The organism is Rhizobium sp. WYCCWR 11146, assembly GCF_013591995.1.
In the GTDB taxonomy this organism is placed as follows: Bacteria; Pseudomonadota; Alphaproteobacteria; order Rhizobiales; family Rhizobiaceae; genus Rhizobium; species Rhizobium indicum.
In genome coordinates, this window is the sequence record NZ_JACCEY010000031.1 from 255329 (window position 1) to 271703 (window position 16375).

Consider the following 16375-nt stretch of genomic DNA (forward strand, 5'->3'; position numbering starts at 1 on the left):
TCTCCGTTCAAGCGCTGAGGCCGCCGAACAGCGTCGGCATGTCGAGCGGGCGGAAGCCGTAATGCGTCATCCAGCGGACGTCGGCGTTGAAGAAGTCGCGCAGGTCGGGCATGCCGTATTTCAGCATGGCGATGCGATCGAGGCCCATGCCCCAGGCAAAACCCTGATATTCGTCCGGATCGAGCCCGCCGTAACGCAGCACGTTCGGATGGACCATGCCGCAGCCGAGGATCTCCATCCAGTCGGTACCCTCGCCGAACTTGACGATCGGGCCGGAGCGGTCGCACTGGATATCGACCTCGAAAGAGGGCTCGGTGAAGGGGAAGAAGGACGGGCGGAAACGCATCGTCACGCTGTCGACCTCGAAGAAGGTCTTGCAGAATTCTTCCAGCACCCAGCGGAGGTTGGCGACATTGGCCTTCTTGTCGACAACCAGGCCCTCGACCTGATGGAACATCGGCGAATGGGTGGCGTCCGAGTCCTGGCGGTAGGTCTTGCCGGGAATGATGATGCGGATCGGCGGTGTCTGCGCCTCCATGGTGCGCACCTGCACCGGCGAGGTGTGGGTGCGCAGCACCTTGCGCTCACCATTCTCATCCGGGTTGAAGAAGAAGGTGTCGTGCATCTCGCGGGCCGGATGGCCTTCGGGGAAATTCAGCGCGGTGAAATTGTAATAATCGGTCTCGATGTCGGGACCTTCAGCGATCGAGAAGCCCATGTCGGCGAAGATCGCGGTGATCTCGTCGACGATCTGGCTAATCGGATGGATACGGCCGCGCTCGGCCGGCGAAGAGCGCACCGGCAGGCTGACATCGACCGTCTCGGCCTTCAGCCGCGCATTGATCGCCGCTTGCCTAAGCGTCGCCTTGCGGGTGGTAAGCGCCTCGGTCACCGCGTTCTTCAGAACGTTGATCGCCGCGCCCTTGCTCTGGCGCTCTTCCGGCGTCATGGCGCCGAGCGTCTTCAACAGTTCTGAGACAGAGCCCTTCTTGCCAAGGGCGGAAACGCGCACGGCTTCGAGCGCCGTCTCGTCATCGGCGGCGGCGATTTCGGCGAGCAGCGATGTGTTGAGCTGGTCGATATCTGACATTGTCACTTCTTTCCGTCCAGTATCAGGCGGGCGATCGGGAGGCGGGCGGCGCCGACCGGCGCCAGGAATATAAAGAAAGAAAAACCCGCGCTAGCCCAAACCAGCGCGGGTTTCCCAAAATCATAAATTCAAAAGCTTGGGAAGCGCTGGTTACTTGACCGCGCCTTCAAACTCGTTCGCCGTGCCGGCTTCCTTGAGGTATTCAAGAGCCTTCTTGGCAGCGCTGACCAGCGCGCCGAATGCTTCCGGCTCGTGGATCGCCATGTCGGAGAGAACCTTGCGGTCGACTTCGATGCCAGCCTTGTTCAGGCCGTCGATGAAGCGGCCGTAGGTCAGGCCGAATTCACGCACAGCGGCGTTGATACGCTGGATCCAAAGCGCACGGAAGTTGCGCTTGTTGACCTTGCGGTCGCGGTAGGCGTACTGCTTCGAACGATCGACAGCAGCCTTGGCGGTACGGATGGTGTTCTTGCGGCGGCCGTAAAAGCCCTTTGCGGCCTTCAGAACCTTCTTGTGCTTGGCGTGAGAGGTGACGCCTCTTTTTACACGTGCCATATCATGATCTCCTTAAATCTAGCGTTCGCGGACGAGTCTCAGAGACCGTTCGGCAGGTAATTCTTGATAACCTTGCGGCCATCCGGTTCTGCGAGAACCATGGTGCCACGTGCATCGCGAATGAACTTGTTGGAACGCTTGATCATGCCATGGCGCTTGCCGGCAGCGGCAGCCTTGACCTTGCCTGACGCGGTGATCTTGAACCGCTTCTTGGCCGAGGACTTCGTCTTCATCTTGGGCATTTTGCTACTCCTTCTGTCCTCCCTGCGCGCTTTATCAAAAAGCCCTTCCCGCGAAGTCCGGTTCTCCGGCCATCGCAACAAGGTGCGGGAGCGTTTGTTGTTGATCTGCGGCATCGGCGACGAACCGTTCCGCAAGCATTCGAAACTGCCACGGCATGCCCTGCCGGTCAGTTCGGACGCGCGCTTATAACCGCGGCGTCATGAAAGTGCAACGGGGCGGCGGAGGAATCTTCGCGCATCCCAAAATACACCGGCCCAAAGCAGAATGGCAGAAAGCACAAAAGCCGCCCTTGCGGACGGCCTTGGGCGAAAAACTGCCTGGCGCTTATTTCGGCGCCAGCACCATCATCATCTGGCGGCCTTCGAGCTTGGGTTCAGCTTCGACCTTGGCGAACTCGATCGTATCGGCCTTGACCTGCTGCAGAAGCTTCATGCCGAGTTCCTGGTGGGCCATTTCACGACCGCGGAACTTCAGCGTCACCTTGACCTTGTCGCCTTCGTCGAAGAAGCGACCCATCGCCTTCATCTTCACCTCATAATCATGGGTGTCGATGTTCGGGCGCATCTTGATTTCTTTGACTTCGACGATCTTCTGCTTCTTGCGCGCCTCGGCAGCCTTCTTCTGGTTAGCATATTTCAGCTTGCCCAGATCGAGGATCTTGCACACCGGCGGTTCGACATTGGGGGAAATTTCGACGAGATCGAGGCCGGCTTCTTCCGCCATTTTCAAAGCCTGGTCGGTGGGCACGATGCCGACATTCTGTCCGTCAGCTCCGATCAGCTGAACTTTGGGAATGCGGATTTCACGGTTCGAGCGCGGTCCGTCCTTCACGGGCGCATCGGTTTTAAAAGGTCTGCGAATGGTCGTATTCTCCTCGCGTTGTTTTCGGAACGTTGCAGCATCGCGCTCCCGATTAGGGGCACAAACGTGTCGCGTCATCGCTGCAACGGAGTCAATATCATCCTTTAGCGGAAAAATCACCCGCTGTCAGCCTGCCAAGAATCTGTTTTATAGGCCAAAACAACAGGAGTTTCGCCGATGTCCGATCAGATGCCCGATTCCGCACCGCAGTTCCTGACGGTCGGCGAGGGCGAAGCGGCGCGTGAGATCGCCATGCTCGTCCGCCCGGCGCAAGCCGGCAATGGCGCGCTGGCGCTTGTCTGGCTGTCCGGCTACCGCTCCGACATGGGCGGCACCAAGGCGGTGGAACTCGATGGGCTGGCGGCGGAACTTGGGCTCGCCTGCATCCGCTTCGACTATTCCGGCCACGGACTTTCCGGCGGCAGCTTCGGCGACGGCACGATCTCGCGCTGGCTGGAGGAGGCGCTGGCCGTCATCCGTCATGTCGCCCCCGATCGGGTGATCCTCGTCGGCTCGTCGATGGGCGGCTGGATCGCGCTCAGGCTGGCGCAGGAGCTTGCGGGACGGGGCGGTCCGAAGCTCGAAGGCCCAAAACTCGCAGGCATGGTGCTGATCGCGCCCGCCCCCGACTTCACCTCGGAGCTGATCGAGCCGAACCTCAAGGCCAAGGAGCGCAAATCGCTGGCCGAGCGCGGCTATTTCGAAGAGCGTTCGCAATACAGCCCGGAACCCAACATCTATACGCGGGCGCTGATCGAGGACGGCCGAAAGAACCGGGTGCTCGACGGCATCATCGAAACCGGCTGCCCGGTGCACATTCTCCAGGGCATGAAAGACGCCGACGTGCCGCATGCGCATGCGATGAAACTGGTCGAACATCTTCCCGCCGACGACGTGGTGCTGACCTTCGTCCGCGACGGCGACCATCGCCTTTCGCGCCCCGGCGATATCGCTCTTCTCCTGAGTGCCGTCAAAGGCATCATCCGTTCATCAACAAATAGGCAGATGCCCACTAGAACGGCAGAGGCGGATAAATTCGCCTGATGCAGGTCCCCAACCCGTTGCATTTTAACCATGTCGGCGAGTCGTAAGGTCCCCCCAAGAAGTAACGATTGACTCTTTTGGGCCCTCTCCATTAACACTTTGTTAATAAATAAGGGGCGATGCAAGGAAAGAGCGGGCGTGCGGATCAAGGGTATCTTTGTGGCCATGATGGCCGTGTTTGCGATGGCGACGGCCGCCATACCGGCCCCAAGCAGAAATGCTTCAATGGTAACGGGCAATGCCACCTCACAGCCGATCGGCCACTACGATTTCTGTCAGATCCACCGCAGTGAATGCGGCGCAAACCGCAATGCAGGCCCGATCGCCATGAACCCGGGGAAGTGGTCGCTCGTGCGTTCGGTCAACGCCACGGTTAATCGTACGATCACGCCGATGACCGACAAGGAAATCTACGGCAAGGATGAGGTCTGGGCCTATCCGACCACCGCCGGCGACTGCGAAGATTTCGCGCTGCTGAAGCGCCGCATGCTGATCCAGCGCGGCTTTTCGGCTGCCGACCTGCTGATGACCGTCGTGCGCAAGCCTGATGGTGAAGGCCATGCCGTGCTGACGCTGCGCACCGCCGAGGGCGATTTCGTGCTCGACAACCTCGCCGCCGACGTCAAGCCGTGGTTCGGAACCCCCTATTCCTTCGTTAAGCGCCAGTCGAGCTACAATGCCGGCCGCTGGGTCACCATCGAGAACGGCCGCGACGTTCTGGTCGGCGCGCTGCGGTAAGGGCTGCAATAGAGAATGTGGAAAGGCCGGCGGTTTGCCGGCCTTTTTGTTTTTGCGTCTCTCCGTTCGCGCCAGGTCAGTTTTAGAGGCGAGTTGTCCGCCGTTACTTGCCTCTCGCTGCGCTCAAGGCGTTCGTCGCTACCGCTCCTCACCCCCCTCATCTGTCCTTCGGACATCTTCTCCCCGCTGGGGAGAAGGAGCAAGACGTACGGTCGTCGTTCCGATAGCAAAGGTCTCAAGGGGAGCGAGGCGCTGCCACGAGTCCGCTTCTCCCCAGCGGGGAGAAGATGCCGGCAGGCAGATGAGGGGGTGAGCGGCGAAGCCGCGAGTGCACTGAGCGCAAGCGAAGGGCACGGACCGCTTGATGCCAAATGTGCCGCACCGTCTCCCGGCCCTTCGCTTTGGGCTCAGGGCGTTCGTCGCTGCAATCGATTCACTGGATCGATTGCTCGGGCTGCGCCCGACCGCTCCTCACCCATTCCCAATCAAAATCCCCGCGCCGAGCACCAAGCCGCCACCCAGCACCACCTGGAAGGCAGCGCGCAGGAAGGGGGTTTCCATGTAGCGGTTCTGGATGAAGGCGATTGCCCAGAGTTCGAAGAAGACGACGACGGCGGCAGTGATCGTCGCCGTCCAGAAGTGCGGGATCAGATAAGGCAGTGCGTGGCCGAGGCCGCCGAGCGCCGTCATGATGCCGCAGGCAAGGCCGCGCTTGACCGGCGAGCCTCTGCCGGAGATCTTGCCGTCGTCATGGGCGGCCTCGGTGAAGCCCATCGAGATGCCGGCGCCGACAGAGGCCGAAAGACCGACAAGAAAGGTCTGCCAGGTATCCTGCGTGGCAAAGGCGGCAGCGAAGATCGGCGCCAGGGTCGAGACCGAGCCGTCCATCAGTCCGGCAAGACCCGGCTGCACATAGGTCAGCACGAATTGCCGATGCACCGTCGCGTCCTCGTCGTGCTTGACGTCTTCGGGCGTATGTTTGTCGCCCAGCATGCGGGCGATATCCTCATGCCCCTGTTCGGCGAGGGCGAGATCGCCGAGAAGCTCACGCGTCGAGGCGTCCGAGGTCCGTTTTGCCGCCTCGACATAGAAACGATAGGCCTGCTCCTCCATCGCCTCGGTTTCCTGCCGCATCGCATCCAGCGAAAGGTTTGCCCTGAGCCAGTCGGGCTTGCGCTCGTAGAAGCCCTGCACATGCTCGCGCCGGATCAGCGGGATGCGCTCGCCGAAACGCTGGCGATGAATCTCGATCAACGACTTGCGATGCGTATCCTCGACCTCGGCCATATCCTCGAAGACCTTGGCCGAGGCCGGAAATTCGCGGCGCAGCCTGTCGGCATAGGCAAGATAGATGCGGGCATCGTCTTCCTCGGAGGCGATCGCCAGGGCGAGAATCTCCTGCTCGGTCAGCGATCCAAACGATCGTTTCGAGGATCTGAAAAACCGCGCCAGCATGACCTTCTCCAATTTTTAGAATTATTCTAAATCTAAATAAGGAGGCGGTAACGGTCAAGTGCGCGGGGCAGGCTGCTGACAGATTGCCGCAAGCGGGCACGCACGACTTTGGCGCGCTGCGATAAACACCTATATGAGAGGGCGCCGCATCACGCGGCGCCGGGGTTTTGGAATGGACAATGACATTCAGGGCCGCCCTGCTCATGTCGCGGCGATCCGCGAAAGGGCGGAGGCCGAGATGCGGGAGATGGGCGTCGACGCGGCCTTCATCGACAGGCTGGTCGAGACCTTTTACGCGCGCGTGCTAACGCATCCCGATCTTGGCCCGGTGTTCGACGCCAAGCTGTCCGGCCGCTGGCCGGAGCATATGACGAAGATGAAGAGCTTCTGGTCGGCCGTCGCCTTCCGCAGCGGCGCCTATGGCGGCAAGCCGGTGCAAGCGCATACGGGTGTCCAAAACCTGACACCCGATCTCTTTCCCAAGTGGCTGTCGCTGTTTGCCGCGACGCTCGACGATATCGCGCCAACGCCGGAGGCCAAGGCATGGTTCATGGCAACGGCGGAGCGGATCGCCAAAAGCCTGACACTGTCGCTGTTCTACAATCCGGCGCTCGACGATCCCGCGCGGAAACCCGCCTGACCCATCTTGTAGAGACGGTGTTCCCCGAAAAACGCTGACACCTTTCTAGGTCTTCGCCGCCGAGGCGGTGGCACCGGCGCTGGCCGCCACCACGAGCGCGGTACCCAGCATCTGCAGCGCGGTCATCGGCTGGGCCAGGATCAGAAAGCCGGCCAGCGCGCCGAGCGCCGGTTCGAGGCTCATCAGGATGCCGAAGGATGCCGACGGCATGCGCCGCAGAGCCACCATCTCCAGCGCATAGGGCAAGAGCGGCACAAGGATGGCAAGGCCGAGAACCTCCACCAGTCCCTCCACCGTGAAGGCGCCCCCCGTCTCGGCCAGACCGAAAGGTGTCGCGACGAGGCCGGCAACGATCAGCGACATGGAGAGACCTTCCAGCCCCTTGAAGGCAGCGCCAACCTTCTTCGTCAGCAGGATATAGACCGCCCATCCCACAGCCGAGCCGAGGGCGAAGAGGACGCCTGAGGAATTGCCGACCCAGCCTTCGCCGTCATGGGCGAGGAAGAGAATACCGGCCGCAGCGATCAACGGCCAGGTAAGCCGCCAGCTCAGGCCATAGCCGAAGACGGCGACCGAGAGCGGCCCGAGGAAATCGATGGCGATCGCCAGGCCGAGCGGCAGCCGCTGGATCGCCGCGAAGAAGCACAGCGTCATGGCAGCCGTCGTCGTGCCGAGCAGCAACGTCGCCCGCCATTGGGCGCCGCTATAACGCAGCACCGAAGGCCTGACGACGGCGGCAAGGATGATTGCCGCGAAAGCAAGCCGCAGCCAGGTAGCGCCGGCAACGCCATAGGTCGCAATGGCTGACGAAGACAGTGCCGCACCGAACTGGATCGACGACATCGACATCAGGCACATGGCGACACCGGCCGCCAAACCGCCCGAAGTCGGCGATATGCCCGGCTGCGCAATCAAGGCTGCGCCGTCTGTCCCGGTCTCGATATTCTTGATGTCCATGTGGCCCCCGATCCTGGTGCGGTTCTAGGCCGAAGACGGGTGAGAACCAAATTCAAACTTTTCATGCCGGGATCAAGAGCGCTGATGCTGAGGCGCCGCAGATCGGCCCGCGAAGATGATCTCTTCGGCATCTTCGAAGCTCATGTCGAAGATCTTCCTGCCGATGTCGAAGCTGAAGCCGTTGCGGGCGAAAGCCGAAAGCTCTTTCGCCTTTCGCTTTTCGTCGAGCTCGACCCGGCGGAAGGGGCCGAAGGCGCGCTTGCGGACAAATATAGCTGCCGCATAGAGATCGTCTGCCTCCTCAAGCGCCGCCTCTACCTTGTCGCTGGAGACGCCCTTGGCAGCAAGCTTCTGGGCGATCGCGCGCTTCGATTTACCGCCGCGCACGGCAGAGCGCGTGCTGATCTCCGCATAGGCGCTGTCGTCGAGCACCTTGTTGTCATAGGCAAATTTGACCGCGAAATCGGCGATGGCCTTGAGTTGCGCCGCGCTGATTTCCTCGAATTTCTCCTTCGCCTTGCGGGTGATGGCGTCAAACAGCTGCTTTTCCGTCATCATCCGCCGCTCCAGGCGATAGATAGCGGAGTTGCGCGCCCAGCTCAGCATGCGTGATGTCGGGATATCGGATGGAACGGTCTCGTCGGTCATCGGCAGTGATCAGGCTTCCAGACCTTTGAGGACGTTGGCGACGTTGAGGCCGATCTCCGGCACACCGTAGCCGCCCTCCATGCAGGCAAGCACCGGCAGGCCGGCGGCTGATATCATCGCGCCCATGCGGGTGAAATCGTCGGAGGTGAGGCTGAAGAAGGAGATCGGATCGCGCTCGAAAGTGTCGACGCCGAGGGCCACGACGATCGCCTCGGCGCCGAAGGCCTTGATGCGGGTGAGCGCATCGGCAAGGGCCGAAGACCAGATATCCCAAGGCGTGCCTGGCAGCATCGGATAGTTGCGGTTGGCGCCTGCACCCTCCCCCTCGCCTTCCTCGTCGGCATGGCCGAGGAAATAGGGAAAGGCATGCATGGGATCGCCGTGCAGCGATGCGGTGAAGACATCGCCGCGGCGATAGAACAGATCCTGCGTGCCGTTGCCATGGTGGAAATCGACATCCAGCACCGCGACTTTCCTCGCACCGCGGTCGAGCAGCCGCTGCGCGGCGACGCCCGAATTGTTGATGAAGCAATAGCCGCCGAAGAGATCGATGCCGGCATGGTGGCCGGGCGGGCGGCAGAGCGCGAAGGCGAAGCGATTGCCGGCATTCAGCCAGTCGGCGCCTGTGATCGCGCAGCGCATCGAAGCGATTGCCGCCTCGTAGGAACCCTTGGTGATCGAGGTGTCGGCGGCATTGGCGTAATGGCCGATCGCGCCGACGATATTGTCGGGCACGCGCTGGCTGGTGCGGCGAACGGCGAAGGAATTGGCGATCGCCTCGCCGGTGAAACCGGCCGCCACCCAGCGGTCCCAGACGGTGGCGAGGAAATCCAGATAGGCGGGATCATGCACTTTTCGAGCCGTTTCCAACCCGTGCGCATCCGGTGCCACCACGTCGGCAAAGCCCGCCTCCTTGACCGCCGCCAGGATCCATTCGGCGCGAAACGGCGCCTCGAAGGGCGTCACCAGCTGGCCGGCATGCAGCTCGGTCCTGGCATCGCGCAGCTTGTGATCCTCGGAATAGATGACGCGCATTTCAGATCCTGCCCTTGATTGACAATGGAGATTTACACGGCTCGGCCCCGACAAAAAAGCGGCGCGGGCTCTTGATCGTCTGGAATAATGACGCCACCTTCGCCGGTGTTTTGAGAACGAGGAAATTTTCCGCATGAAAGTGCTGATGGTCGATGTCGACGGCGTGCTCATTCATGGTCGTCCCGCCGACGGGCTGCCGCACTTCACCTATCTGGAACGCGATCTCGGGCTGCGTGTCGACCTGCTGCAGAAGGAGTTCTTCCAGACCCACTGGGGCGACATCATCGTCGGCCGCGAGCCGCTGGAGCCACGGCTTGCCAGCGTGCTCGAAAAGATCGCGCCGCATCTCAGCGCCGCGACACTGATCGATTACTGGTTCGAAAACGATTCCCGCCTCGATCGCAATCTGCTGGAAGAGCTCGCTGCTGTCAGGCAAAGTGGCATCACCCTCTTGCTGGCGACCAACCAGGAGCACAGGCGGGCACGCTACCTGATGGAGAAGGCCGGCCTTGGCGCGCATTTCGACGATATCATCTATTCCGCCGCAGTCGGGCACAGCAAGCCTTCCCCGGATTTCTTCCGGCTGGCGACCGAGCGCGCCGGCGTGCTGCCCGGCGAGATCGCCTTCATCGACGATATGAAGATGAATATCGAAGCGGCGCGACAGTTCGGCTGGAATGCGGCGCATTGGACGGCGGGCGCGACGCTTGGCCTGGCATTCCCAGCATTCGCCAGGCCGGCATGAGCGGAGCCGTCGCAATCAGCCGAGCCTTTTGTAGAACAGCGTGGTGGCGCAGAAGCCGCCTTCCGGCCACAGGGCATAATCCGGAATGACGCCGACGCGCTGCCAGCCCAGGCGCGGATAGATCGCCTCGGCATCGCTGCCGGTTGCCGTGTCGAGCACGAGCAGGGTCTTGCCGCGCTTTACCGCTTCGCGCTCGGCGGCATCCATCAGCAGCCGGGCAAGGCCCTTGCCGCGGGCGGAGCGATGTACCAGCAGCTTCTTCAGGTCGCCGCGATGCGGCTGGTTCGGCATCTGCGCCGCACCCACCTGCACCGTGCCGACGATCCTGCCGTCGAGTTCGGCGACCAGCAGCAGATTGCCGCCGGTGGCGACCGCATCGGCGACATCACGCCAGTAGGGCTCGGCATCCTCAGGCCCATAGGGCTGCATGAAGCCGACGGAGGCGCCGCCCGCGACGCAATCGACAAGCACTTGCGAAAGGGCCGGAATGGCAGCGCGGGCCTCCTCGGCGGAAAGGGTACGAATAGCAGGCATGCTGTTCTCCTGAAATGAAAGCTGTTATCGGCCGCCGCGATCGAGCACGACGCAATAACGCGACGGCGCGTTGCCGGGATTGTGGAAGACGTGGCCCTCGCCGACCGGCATGAAGAGGCAATCGCCCGGGCGCAGCCGGTAGACGGTCTCACCCGCCGTCATCTCCAGTTCGCCGTCGAACAGCCAGATATGCTGCGTCATGCCATGGGCGCTCGCATGCGGGGGGAAGCTGACGCGGGCGCCAGGGGGGAATTCGACCTCGACGATATCGACATCGGAAGCTGTGCCGGGGGGTGAAACAGAGCGCCTGAGATAGCCGGTTTCCGGATCGCGCCAGACCTGCTGTTCCTGCCTCCGGGCGAGCGGCGAGGCTTGCCCCTCTTCCGCAAAGAAGGCCGACAGCGACAGGCCGAGTGCTGCGCAGATCCTTGCCAACAGCGACGCGGTCGGGCTCGCCTCCGCCCGCTCGATGCGCGAGATCATCGCCCGGCTGACGCCGGAGGCCGCAGCAAGCTCATCGAGCGTCAGAGCTTTTTCCTGCCGCAGCGTGCGGATGCGGATGCCGATCGCCTGTTCGAGTTCCGGTTCCATTTTCCAGTTCCGTGATTCCACTATAAGAGAAATACATTATCCGATGATGGAATCAAGGGCCTACGAAAAGCGGCCAAACGCGCCTTGCTTTCGCCGCCGCGCCGTCCATATATGGCGGCGTAATCCGAGGAGAGAGTGATGGACGCCAGCACACAGAGCACGGACACGACGGGAAGCTTCACGGCTGCCGCCTGGGACAGGATCGCTCCGATCATGGCTGAAATCGAGGCGTTGCCGCTGCTGCAGCGGCTTTCGGACGGCACGCTGCCGCCCGAGGTTTTCCGGCACTACATCCTGCAGGATGCGCTCTACCTGAAGCATTATGCGCGATGCCTTGCGATCGTCGCGGCCAAGGCACCCGACAATGCGCAGGTCCTGCGCTTCCTCGGTTCGGCGCAGAAGGCGATCACCGTCGAGCAGGGTCTGCATGCCGGCTTCCTCACCCAGTTCGGCATCACGTCTGCGGACGTCACATCAGCCGAGCCCTCGCCTGCCGGCTTTGCCTATACGAACTTCCTGCTTGCCACCGCCTATCACAGCTCCTACGCGGTGGCGCTGTCCTCCATCCTTCCCTGCTTCTGGATCTACTGGCATGTCGGCGAAGCGATCAAGAACCGGCCTGTTATCGAGGGCAATGCTTTCCAGGCCTGGATCAACACCTATGGCGATCCGCAATTTGCCGCCGGTGCCCGCGAGGTGATCGCGCTGACCGACATCGCCGCCCGCGCCGCATCGCCGGTGGAGCGGGCGCAAATGACCGATGTCTTCGTGCGCGCCTCGCAATATGAATGGATGTTCTGGGATTCGGCCTGGCGGCTGGAGACGTGGCCGGTCTGATCGGCGCCCGACACAGGACGAAATAGCGTAAACAGCGGGATAATTACCGCTTTGCGGCAGGGGGCGGCGCTGCTATATGGCGCGCATGAGCACCAATTCCACCACTCCGCTGTCCCATATCCGCAACTTTTCGATCGTGGCCCATATCGACCACGGCAAATCGACGCTGGCCGACCGCCTGATCCAGACGACGGGCGGTCTTGCCGAGCGCGAAATGTCCGAGCAGGTGCTCGACAATATGGATATCGAGCGCGAGCGCGGCATCACCATCAAGGCGCAGACCGTGCGCCTGCACTACCAGGCGAACAACGGCGAAAAATACATTCTCAACCTGATCGACACGCCCGGCCACGTCGACTTCGCCTATGAAGTCTCGCGGTCGCTGTCGGCCTGCGAGGGCTCGCTGCTCGTCGTCGATGCCAGCCAGGGCGTCGAAGCGCAGACGCTCGCCAACGTTTACCAGGCGATCGACAACAATCACGAGATCGTCACCGTCCTCAACAAGATCGACCTGCCGGCGGCCGAACCCGACCGCATCAAGGAGCAGATCGAGGAAGTGATCGGCATCGACGCTTCGGAGGCGGTGTTGATTTCGGCAAAGACCGGCCTCGGCATTCCCGACGTGCTGGAAGCGATCGTCCACAAGCTGCCGGCGCCGAAGAGCCCCGGCGGCGAGAAGGCGCCGCTGAAGGCACTGCTCGTCGACAGCTGGTACGACGCCTATCTCGGCGTCATGGTTCTGGTCCGCGTCATCGACGGAGTGCTGACCAAGGGCCAGACGGTGCGGATGATGGGCACCGATGCGAAATACCAGGTGGAGCGCGTCGGCGTGCTGACGCCGAAGATGGTCAATATCGACCGCCTCGGCCCCGGCGAGATCGGCTTCATCACCGCTTCGATCAAGGAAGTGGCCGATACCCGCGTCGGCGATACGATCACCGAGGACAAGCGGCCGACGGCCCAGGCGCTGCCGGGCTTCAAGCCGGCGCAGCCGGTGGTGTTTTGCGGCCTCTTCCCGGTCGATGCCGCCGATTTCGAGGATCTGCGCGCCGCCATGGGCAAGCTTCGCCTCAACGACGCCTCCTTCTCCTTCGAAATGGAGTCATCGGCGGCCCTCGGCTTCGGTTTCCGCTGCGGCTTCCTCGGCCTGCTGCATCTCGAAATCATCCAGGAACGGCTGGAGCGCGAGTTCGACCTCGACCTCATCGCCACCGCACCCTCGGTCGTCTACAAGATGTACATGACCGACGGCTCCGAGCGCGAGCTGCACAATCCGGCCGACATGCCCGATGTCGTCAAGATCTCGGAAATCCACGAGCCGTGGATCCGCGCGACGATCCTGACGCCCGACGATTATCTCGGCAGCATCCTGAAGCTCTGCCAGGATCGGCGCGGCATCCAGATCGAGCTCACCTATGTCGGCACGCGCGCAATGCTGACCTACGACCTGCCGCTCAACGAAGTCGTGTTCGATTTCTACGACCGGCTGAAGTCGATCTCGAAGGGTTATGCCTCCTTCGACTATGCGCTGACTGACCACCGCGAGGGCAACCTCGTGAAGATGTCGATCCTCGTCAACGGCGAACCGGTCGACGCGCTGTCGATGATGGTGCACCGGACGGCTGCTGAAAAGCGCGGCCGTGACATGTGCGAGAAGCTCAAGGAGCTGATCCCCAAGCACATGTTCAAGATCCCGATCCAGGCGGCGATCGGTGGCAACGTCATTGCCCGCGAGACGATCTCGGCGCTGCGCAAGGACGTGACCGCGAAATGCTACGGCGGCGACGCCACCCGCAAGCGCAAGCTGCTCGACAAGCAGAAGGCCGGCAAGAAGCGCATGCGCCAGTTCGGCAAGGTGGAGATTCCGCAGGAAGCGTTTATCGCAGCGTTGAAGATGGGCGACGAATAGGTTTTTGCGGAGCTTCTTTTGACGAGGAGACGTAGGTCTCCTTAGATGTTGACGAGCCTCGCTCTTTGTTCGCCGTCATCCTCGGCCTTGTGCCGAGGATCTGCTACATATCAAACGGCTGCAGATGCTCGGGACAGGCCCGAGCATGAAGAAAGAGAAGTGGTTAGGCCGTCAACAGTTATCTCCGAGGGGGATTCTGCGATGAACGATGAAAGCCGAACGACTGGCAAACCGGGATCGGTGAAGGGTGCAAACACTGATTCCAAGATCGAAAAGGACTGCAAAGCTCCGACCTTCGATCAAAAACAAGCGATGATGAAACGCTGCCTCGCGAAGAACGCGAAAGACTTTGGCGAATTGAAAACGCCGAGGCGATCGCGGAGCAAAATGAGTATGTCGCGAAGCATGGCTTGCCATTTGCGAAATACAGGCAGTTTTGACTTATCCCCTGCCCATATACTCCTTCACCAGCCCTTCATACGCGTCCATCTCAGGCAGCGCCTCATAGCTGTACACCGCGCCAGTCTCGGCGAAGGACAGCTTCTCGCTCGTCCAGGTCTCGATGAAGGGCGTGAACCAGCTGGGGTCGTCGAGCATGGTCACGCGGAGATTGACGAACCAGTCCATGTCTTCCGACCGAGTGAACATCCAGCTCATGCAGTGCGGGCAGAAATAATGCTTGGTCAGGCCGTGCAGGCCGCCGATGACCGGCTCGCCTTTGGTGACCTCGAAGCCTTCGCTCGGGATGGCGGCGCTCAGCGAATAGGCGCTCGCGGTCATCTTCTGGCACCCCGTGCAATGGCAGGCCATGGTGAGCAGCGGCGGGGCGCTGATCTTCAACCGCACTTGGCCGCAACGGCAGCCGCCTTCCATGGGTAAAGTTCGCTCGCTCATGATTTCCCCCCGTTTCGCCTTCTGATCTAGCGGAGCTTTTCGTTGCTGTCGAGGTGGCGAGGTCATCGCGGAATGGCGGCCTTGCCGGCGTTAGAGCATTTCCGTTTTTCTCCGAATCACGGAAATGCTCTATCTCTTTGTTTTCACACAATTCCAGACGCAAAATCGCTATGCACTTTTGCTGGAATTGCTCTAGCGGATGCGGGCTGGATTGCCGACCACGGTTGCGCCGGCCGGCACATCCCTCGTCACCACCGCACCGGCGCCGACGATCGCACCGTCGCCGATGGTGATGCCGCCGAGGATGACAGCGCTGCCGCCGATCCAGACGTCACTGCCGATGACGACCGGCCGGGCGATCTCGATGCCTGTGCTGCGAAGTGCTGCATCCTTGTGATGCTCGGCGCAATAGATCTGCACGCCCGGGCCGAACATGCTGCGGTCGCCGATGCTCACGCGGCCGGAATCAAGAATCATGCAGCCGGCATTGAAATAGACGCGTTCGCCGAGAATGATATTGATGCCGTAGGAGCAGTGAAACGGCGCTTCGATGAAGATATCGGATGCAGCCTGCGTAAAGAGCGCCCTCAGGGCCGGCGCGACGGCGCCACGCTCGTCCGGCGGCAGCGTGTTATGCGCGTGGACCGCGGCACGCGCCTGCCGGCGCAAGAGATCGAGCTCGTCATCGAGGCAGCAATACCATTCGCCTGCCGCCATCTTTTCGCGTTCGCTGGCCGGCATCGCATCACCTCTCACGCCGAGGCCTGCGACAGCATTTCGACCTCTTGCCGATCAATCAGGCTGACCCAGGCGCGCGCGATGGCAAGACCTGCGGCATCGGCGGCAACGGCGTGTCTTGCTGCCAAATCGGCATGGTTCTCCAGCCAGCCCGGCGCAATGCGCGCGATCGTGTCCGGAAATTCGGCCTTCCATTGTTCGACGACCGCTGAATTGGCCTCGAAATGGAACTGGGTGCCATAGACGGCGCGGCCAATGCGGAACGCCTGGTTTTCGGCGACGGCGCTCGAGGCGAGACGCACAGCGCCCTCAGGCAGGGAGAACGTATCGGCATGCCATTCGAAGATGGTGAACTCGCCGCCAAGCGCCGACAGCAGCGGATCGGCCCGGCCCTCGGCGGTGACGCCGATCCCGTGCCAGCCGAATTCGCGGGCGGTGCCCAAGAGATTGTCAGCGCCATAGGCACGGGCGAGGATCTGGCTGCCGAGGCAGATGCCGAGCACGGCCTTGCCGGCATCGCCAAAGCGGCGTGTAAGCCGGACGAGCTCCGGCAGATAGGCGTGGGTTGCGTCATCCAGCGCGCTTTGCTCACCGCCGAGAACGACCACCGCGTCATGGCCGGATATGTCTAGCGGCAGTATGCCGTCCTGCCACACCCGGAACCACTCGATCTCTGCTCCTGCCTCGTCGAGGGCCGCGGCAAGCGCGCCGAGGCCGGTATCCCGCATGTTTTCGATGACTGCGACGCGCATAGGCTCTTCCTGGTATGGCCGACCATCGGAAGAGACCATGGCGGAGAGCCGCGCGCAAGACGCCAGAACAGGATTCAGGCTTTGGGCCGGTTCGGCCCAAAGCCTGAAT

At 61.9% G+C, this 16375-nt stretch carries 19 protein-coding genes and 1 pseudogene; 7 read left to right on the forward strand and 13 right to left on the reverse strand.

The genetic code is table 11. The annotated features are described in order from the left end of the window. Positions 1 to 7: 7 nt before the first annotated feature. The 4 genes from pheS to infC all read right to left on the reverse strand — a co-directional run bounded on the left by pheS (position 8) and on the right by infC (position 2749). Positions 8 to 1090, reverse strand: a complete 1083-nt coding sequence (pheS, locus tag HX899_RS25620) for a phenylalanine--tRNA ligase subunit alpha (protein ID WP_138332195.1) — start codon at positions 1088 to 1090, stop codon at positions 8 to 10. 150 nt (positions 1091 to 1240) lie between these two features. Continuing rightward, a complete protein-coding gene (gene rplT, locus HX899_RS25625; RefSeq protein WP_003544622.1) occupies positions 1241 to 1645 on the reverse strand; it encodes a 50S ribosomal protein L20 in 405 nt (134 codons plus the stop codon). A 38-nt stretch (positions 1646 to 1683) separates the two neighbouring features. Continuing rightward, positions 1684 to 1887 carry a 50S ribosomal protein L35 gene (gene rpmI, locus HX899_RS25630; protein ID WP_012759782.1) on the reverse strand — a complete coding sequence of 68 codons (204 nt, stop codon included), beginning with the start codon at positions 1885 to 1887 and terminating at the stop codon, positions 1684 to 1686. A gap of 325 nt (positions 1888 to 2212) precedes the next feature. Further along, complete coding sequence (gene infC / locus HX899_RS25635) at positions 2213 to 2749, reverse strand: translation initiation factor IF-3 (protein ID WP_072640862.1); 537 nt, start codon at positions 2747 to 2749, stop codon at positions 2213 to 2215. 177 nt (positions 2750 to 2926) lie between these two features. Between infC and HX899_RS25640 the strand changes: the two genes are divergently transcribed. Next, positions 2927 to 3793 carry a carboxylesterase gene (locus tag HX899_RS25640; RefSeq protein WP_171599887.1) on the forward strand — a complete coding sequence of 289 codons (867 nt, stop codon included), beginning with the start codon at positions 2927 to 2929 and terminating at the stop codon, positions 3791 to 3793. Between the two features lie 138 nt (positions 3794 to 3931). After that, the gene (locus tag HX899_RS25645; RefSeq protein ID WP_171599888.1) at positions 3932 to 4531 is read left to right on the forward strand and encodes a transglutaminase-like cysteine peptidase; all 600 of its coding nucleotides are present in this window, start codon (positions 3932 to 3934) and stop codon (positions 4529 to 4531) included. Between the two features lie 471 nt (positions 4532 to 5002). On the opposite strand, the gene mbfA is transcribed toward HX899_RS25645, so the two are convergent. Continuing rightward, positions 5003 to 5986 (reverse strand): iron exporter MbfA, encoded by a 984-nt coding sequence (gene mbfA, locus HX899_RS25650; protein ID WP_138388424.1) that lies wholly within the window; start codon positions 5984 to 5986, stop codon positions 5003 to 5005. Positions 5987 to 6158: 172 nt separating this feature from the next. Between mbfA and HX899_RS25655 the strand changes: the two genes are divergently transcribed. Beyond that, a complete protein-coding gene (locus HX899_RS25655) occupies positions 6159 to 6626 on the forward strand; it encodes a group III truncated hemoglobin (RefSeq protein ID WP_138388425.1) in 468 nt (155 codons plus the stop codon). Between the two features lie 45 nt (positions 6627 to 6671). On the opposite strand, the gene HX899_RS25660 is transcribed toward HX899_RS25655, so the two are convergent. From HX899_RS25660 to HX899_RS25670, 3 genes are all read right to left on the reverse strand, one after another. Then, positions 6672 to 7583 (reverse strand): DMT family transporter, encoded by a 912-nt coding sequence (locus HX899_RS25660; RefSeq protein ID WP_138388426.1) that lies wholly within the window; start codon positions 7581 to 7583, stop codon positions 6672 to 6674. Positions 7584 to 7655: 72 nt separating this feature from the next. Then, positions 7656 to 8231 carry a recombination regulator RecX gene (gene recX / locus HX899_RS25665; RefSeq protein WP_181293707.1) on the reverse strand — a complete coding sequence of 192 codons (576 nt, stop codon included), beginning with the start codon at positions 8229 to 8231 and terminating at the stop codon, positions 7656 to 7658. A gap of 9 nt (positions 8232 to 8240) precedes the next feature. Then, positions 8241 to 9266, reverse strand: coding sequence for a histone deacetylase family protein (locus HX899_RS25670; RefSeq protein ID WP_138332188.1), 1026 nt, complete (start codon positions 9264 to 9266; stop codon positions 8241 to 8243). A gap of 133 nt (positions 9267 to 9399) precedes the next feature. Here HX899_RS25670 and HX899_RS25675 point away from each other — a divergent pair, with 133 nt between their 5' ends. Continuing rightward, positions 9400 to 10011 (forward strand): HAD-IA family hydrolase, encoded by a 612-nt coding sequence (locus HX899_RS25675; protein ID WP_171599889.1) that lies wholly within the window; start codon positions 9400 to 9402, stop codon positions 10009 to 10011. 15 nt (positions 10012 to 10026) lie between these two features. On the opposite strand, the gene HX899_RS25680 is transcribed toward HX899_RS25675, so the two are convergent. Next, a complete protein-coding gene (locus HX899_RS25680; protein WP_138332186.1) occupies positions 10027 to 10545 on the reverse strand; it encodes a GNAT family N-acetyltransferase in 519 nt (172 codons plus the stop codon). Between the two features lie 24 nt (positions 10546 to 10569). Next, the gene (locus HX899_RS25685; protein ID WP_138332185.1) at positions 10570 to 11136 is read right to left on the reverse strand and encodes an XRE family transcriptional regulator; all 567 of its coding nucleotides are present in this window, start codon (positions 11134 to 11136) and stop codon (positions 10570 to 10572) included. Between the two features lie 138 nt (positions 11137 to 11274). On the opposite strand from HX899_RS25685, the gene tenA reads away from it, so the two are divergent. From tenA to HX899_RS25700, 3 genes and pseudogenes are all read left to right on the forward strand, one after another. Further along, a complete protein-coding gene (gene tenA, locus HX899_RS25690; protein ID WP_138332184.1) occupies positions 11275 to 11973 on the forward strand; it encodes a thiaminase II in 699 nt (232 codons plus the stop codon). 76 nt (positions 11974 to 12049) lie between these two features. Further along, positions 12050 to 13882, forward strand: coding sequence for a translation elongation factor 4 (gene lepA, locus HX899_RS25695; protein ID WP_138332183.1), 1833 nt, complete (start codon positions 12050 to 12052; stop codon positions 13880 to 13882). Positions 13883 to 14211: 329 nt separating this feature from the next. Continuing rightward, positions 14212 to 14322 (forward strand): annotated as a pseudogene (locus tag HX899_RS25700) (type II toxin-antitoxin system CcdA family antitoxin); the annotation flags it as partial. 1 nt (position 14323) lies between these two features. On the opposite strand, the gene HX899_RS25705 reads toward HX899_RS25700, so the two are convergent. The 3 genes from HX899_RS25705 to HX899_RS25715 all read right to left on the reverse strand — a co-directional run bounded on the left by HX899_RS25705 (position 14324) and on the right by HX899_RS25715 (position 16305). Next, positions 14324 to 14776 (reverse strand): GFA family protein, encoded by a 453-nt coding sequence (locus tag HX899_RS25705; protein WP_138332182.1) that lies wholly within the window; start codon positions 14774 to 14776, stop codon positions 14324 to 14326. Between the two features lie 192 nt (positions 14777 to 14968). Further along, the gene (locus HX899_RS25710) at positions 14969 to 15517 is read right to left on the reverse strand and encodes a sugar O-acetyltransferase (RefSeq protein ID WP_138332181.1); all 549 of its coding nucleotides are present in this window, start codon (positions 15515 to 15517) and stop codon (positions 14969 to 14971) included. A gap of 11 nt (positions 15518 to 15528) precedes the next feature. Next, positions 15529 to 16305 (reverse strand): type 1 glutamine amidotransferase, encoded by a 777-nt coding sequence (locus HX899_RS25715; protein ID WP_171599890.1) that lies wholly within the window; start codon positions 16303 to 16305, stop codon positions 15529 to 15531. Positions 16306 to 16375 lie beyond the last annotated feature (70 nt).

Excerpts from the sequence above, each read along its gene's own strand:
- pheS (WP_138332195.1), bottom strand. The coding sequence starts at position 1,090 with ATGTCAGATATCGACCAGCTCAACACATCGCTGCTCGCCGAAATCGCC.
- rplT (WP_003544622.1), bottom strand. The coding sequence starts at position 1,645 with ATGGCACGTGTAAAAAGAGGCGTCACCTCTCACGCCAAGCACAAGAAG.
- tenA (WP_138332184.1), top strand. The coding sequence starts at position 11,275 with ATGGACGCCAGCACACAGAGCACGGACACGACGGGAAGCTTCACGGCT.
- HX899_RS25660 (WP_138388426.1), bottom strand. The coding sequence starts at position 7,583 with ATGGACATCAAGAATATCGAGACCGGGACAGACGGCGCAGCCTTGATT.
- recX (WP_181293707.1), bottom strand. The coding sequence starts at position 8,231 with ATGACCGACGAGACCGTTCCATCCGATATCCCGACATCACGCATGCTG.
- rpmI (WP_012759782.1), bottom strand. The coding sequence starts at position 1,887 with ATGCCCAAGATGAAGACGAAGTCCTCGGCCAAGAAGCGGTTCAAGATC.
- HX899_RS25710 (WP_138332181.1), bottom strand. The coding sequence starts at position 15,517 with ATGCCGGCCAGCGAACGCGAAAAGATGGCGGCAGGCGAATGGTATTGC.
- HX899_RS25640 (WP_171599887.1), top strand. The coding sequence starts at position 2,927 with ATGTCCGATCAGATGCCCGATTCCGCACCGCAGTTCCTGACGGTCGGC.
- HX899_RS25675 (WP_171599889.1), top strand. The coding sequence starts at position 9,400 with ATGAAAGTGCTGATGGTCGATGTCGACGGCGTGCTCATTCATGGTCGT.
- HX899_RS25705 (WP_138332182.1), bottom strand. The coding sequence starts at position 14,776 with ATGAGCGAGCGAACTTTACCCATGGAAGGCGGCTGCCGTTGCGGCCAA.
- lepA (WP_138332183.1), top strand. The coding sequence starts at position 12,050 with ATGGCGCGCATGAGCACCAATTCCACCACTCCGCTGTCCCATATCCGC.
- HX899_RS25715 (WP_171599890.1), bottom strand. The coding sequence starts at position 16,305 with ATGGTCTCTTCCGATGGTCGGCCATACCAGGAAGAGCCTATGCGCGTC.
- HX899_RS25670 (WP_138332188.1), bottom strand. The coding sequence starts at position 9,266 with ATGCGCGTCATCTATTCCGAGGATCACAAGCTGCGCGATGCCAGGACC.
- HX899_RS25685 (WP_138332185.1), bottom strand. The coding sequence starts at position 11,136 with ATGGAACCGGAACTCGAACAGGCGATCGGCATCCGCATCCGCACGCTG.
- HX899_RS25680 (WP_138332186.1), bottom strand. The coding sequence starts at position 10,545 with ATGCCTGCTATTCGTACCCTTTCCGCCGAGGAGGCCCGCGCTGCCATT.
- mbfA (WP_138388424.1), bottom strand. The coding sequence starts at position 5,986 with ATGCTGGCGCGGTTTTTCAGATCCTCGAAACGATCGTTTGGATCGCTG.
- HX899_RS25655 (WP_138388425.1), top strand. The coding sequence starts at position 6,159 with ATGGACAATGACATTCAGGGCCGCCCTGCTCATGTCGCGGCGATCCGC.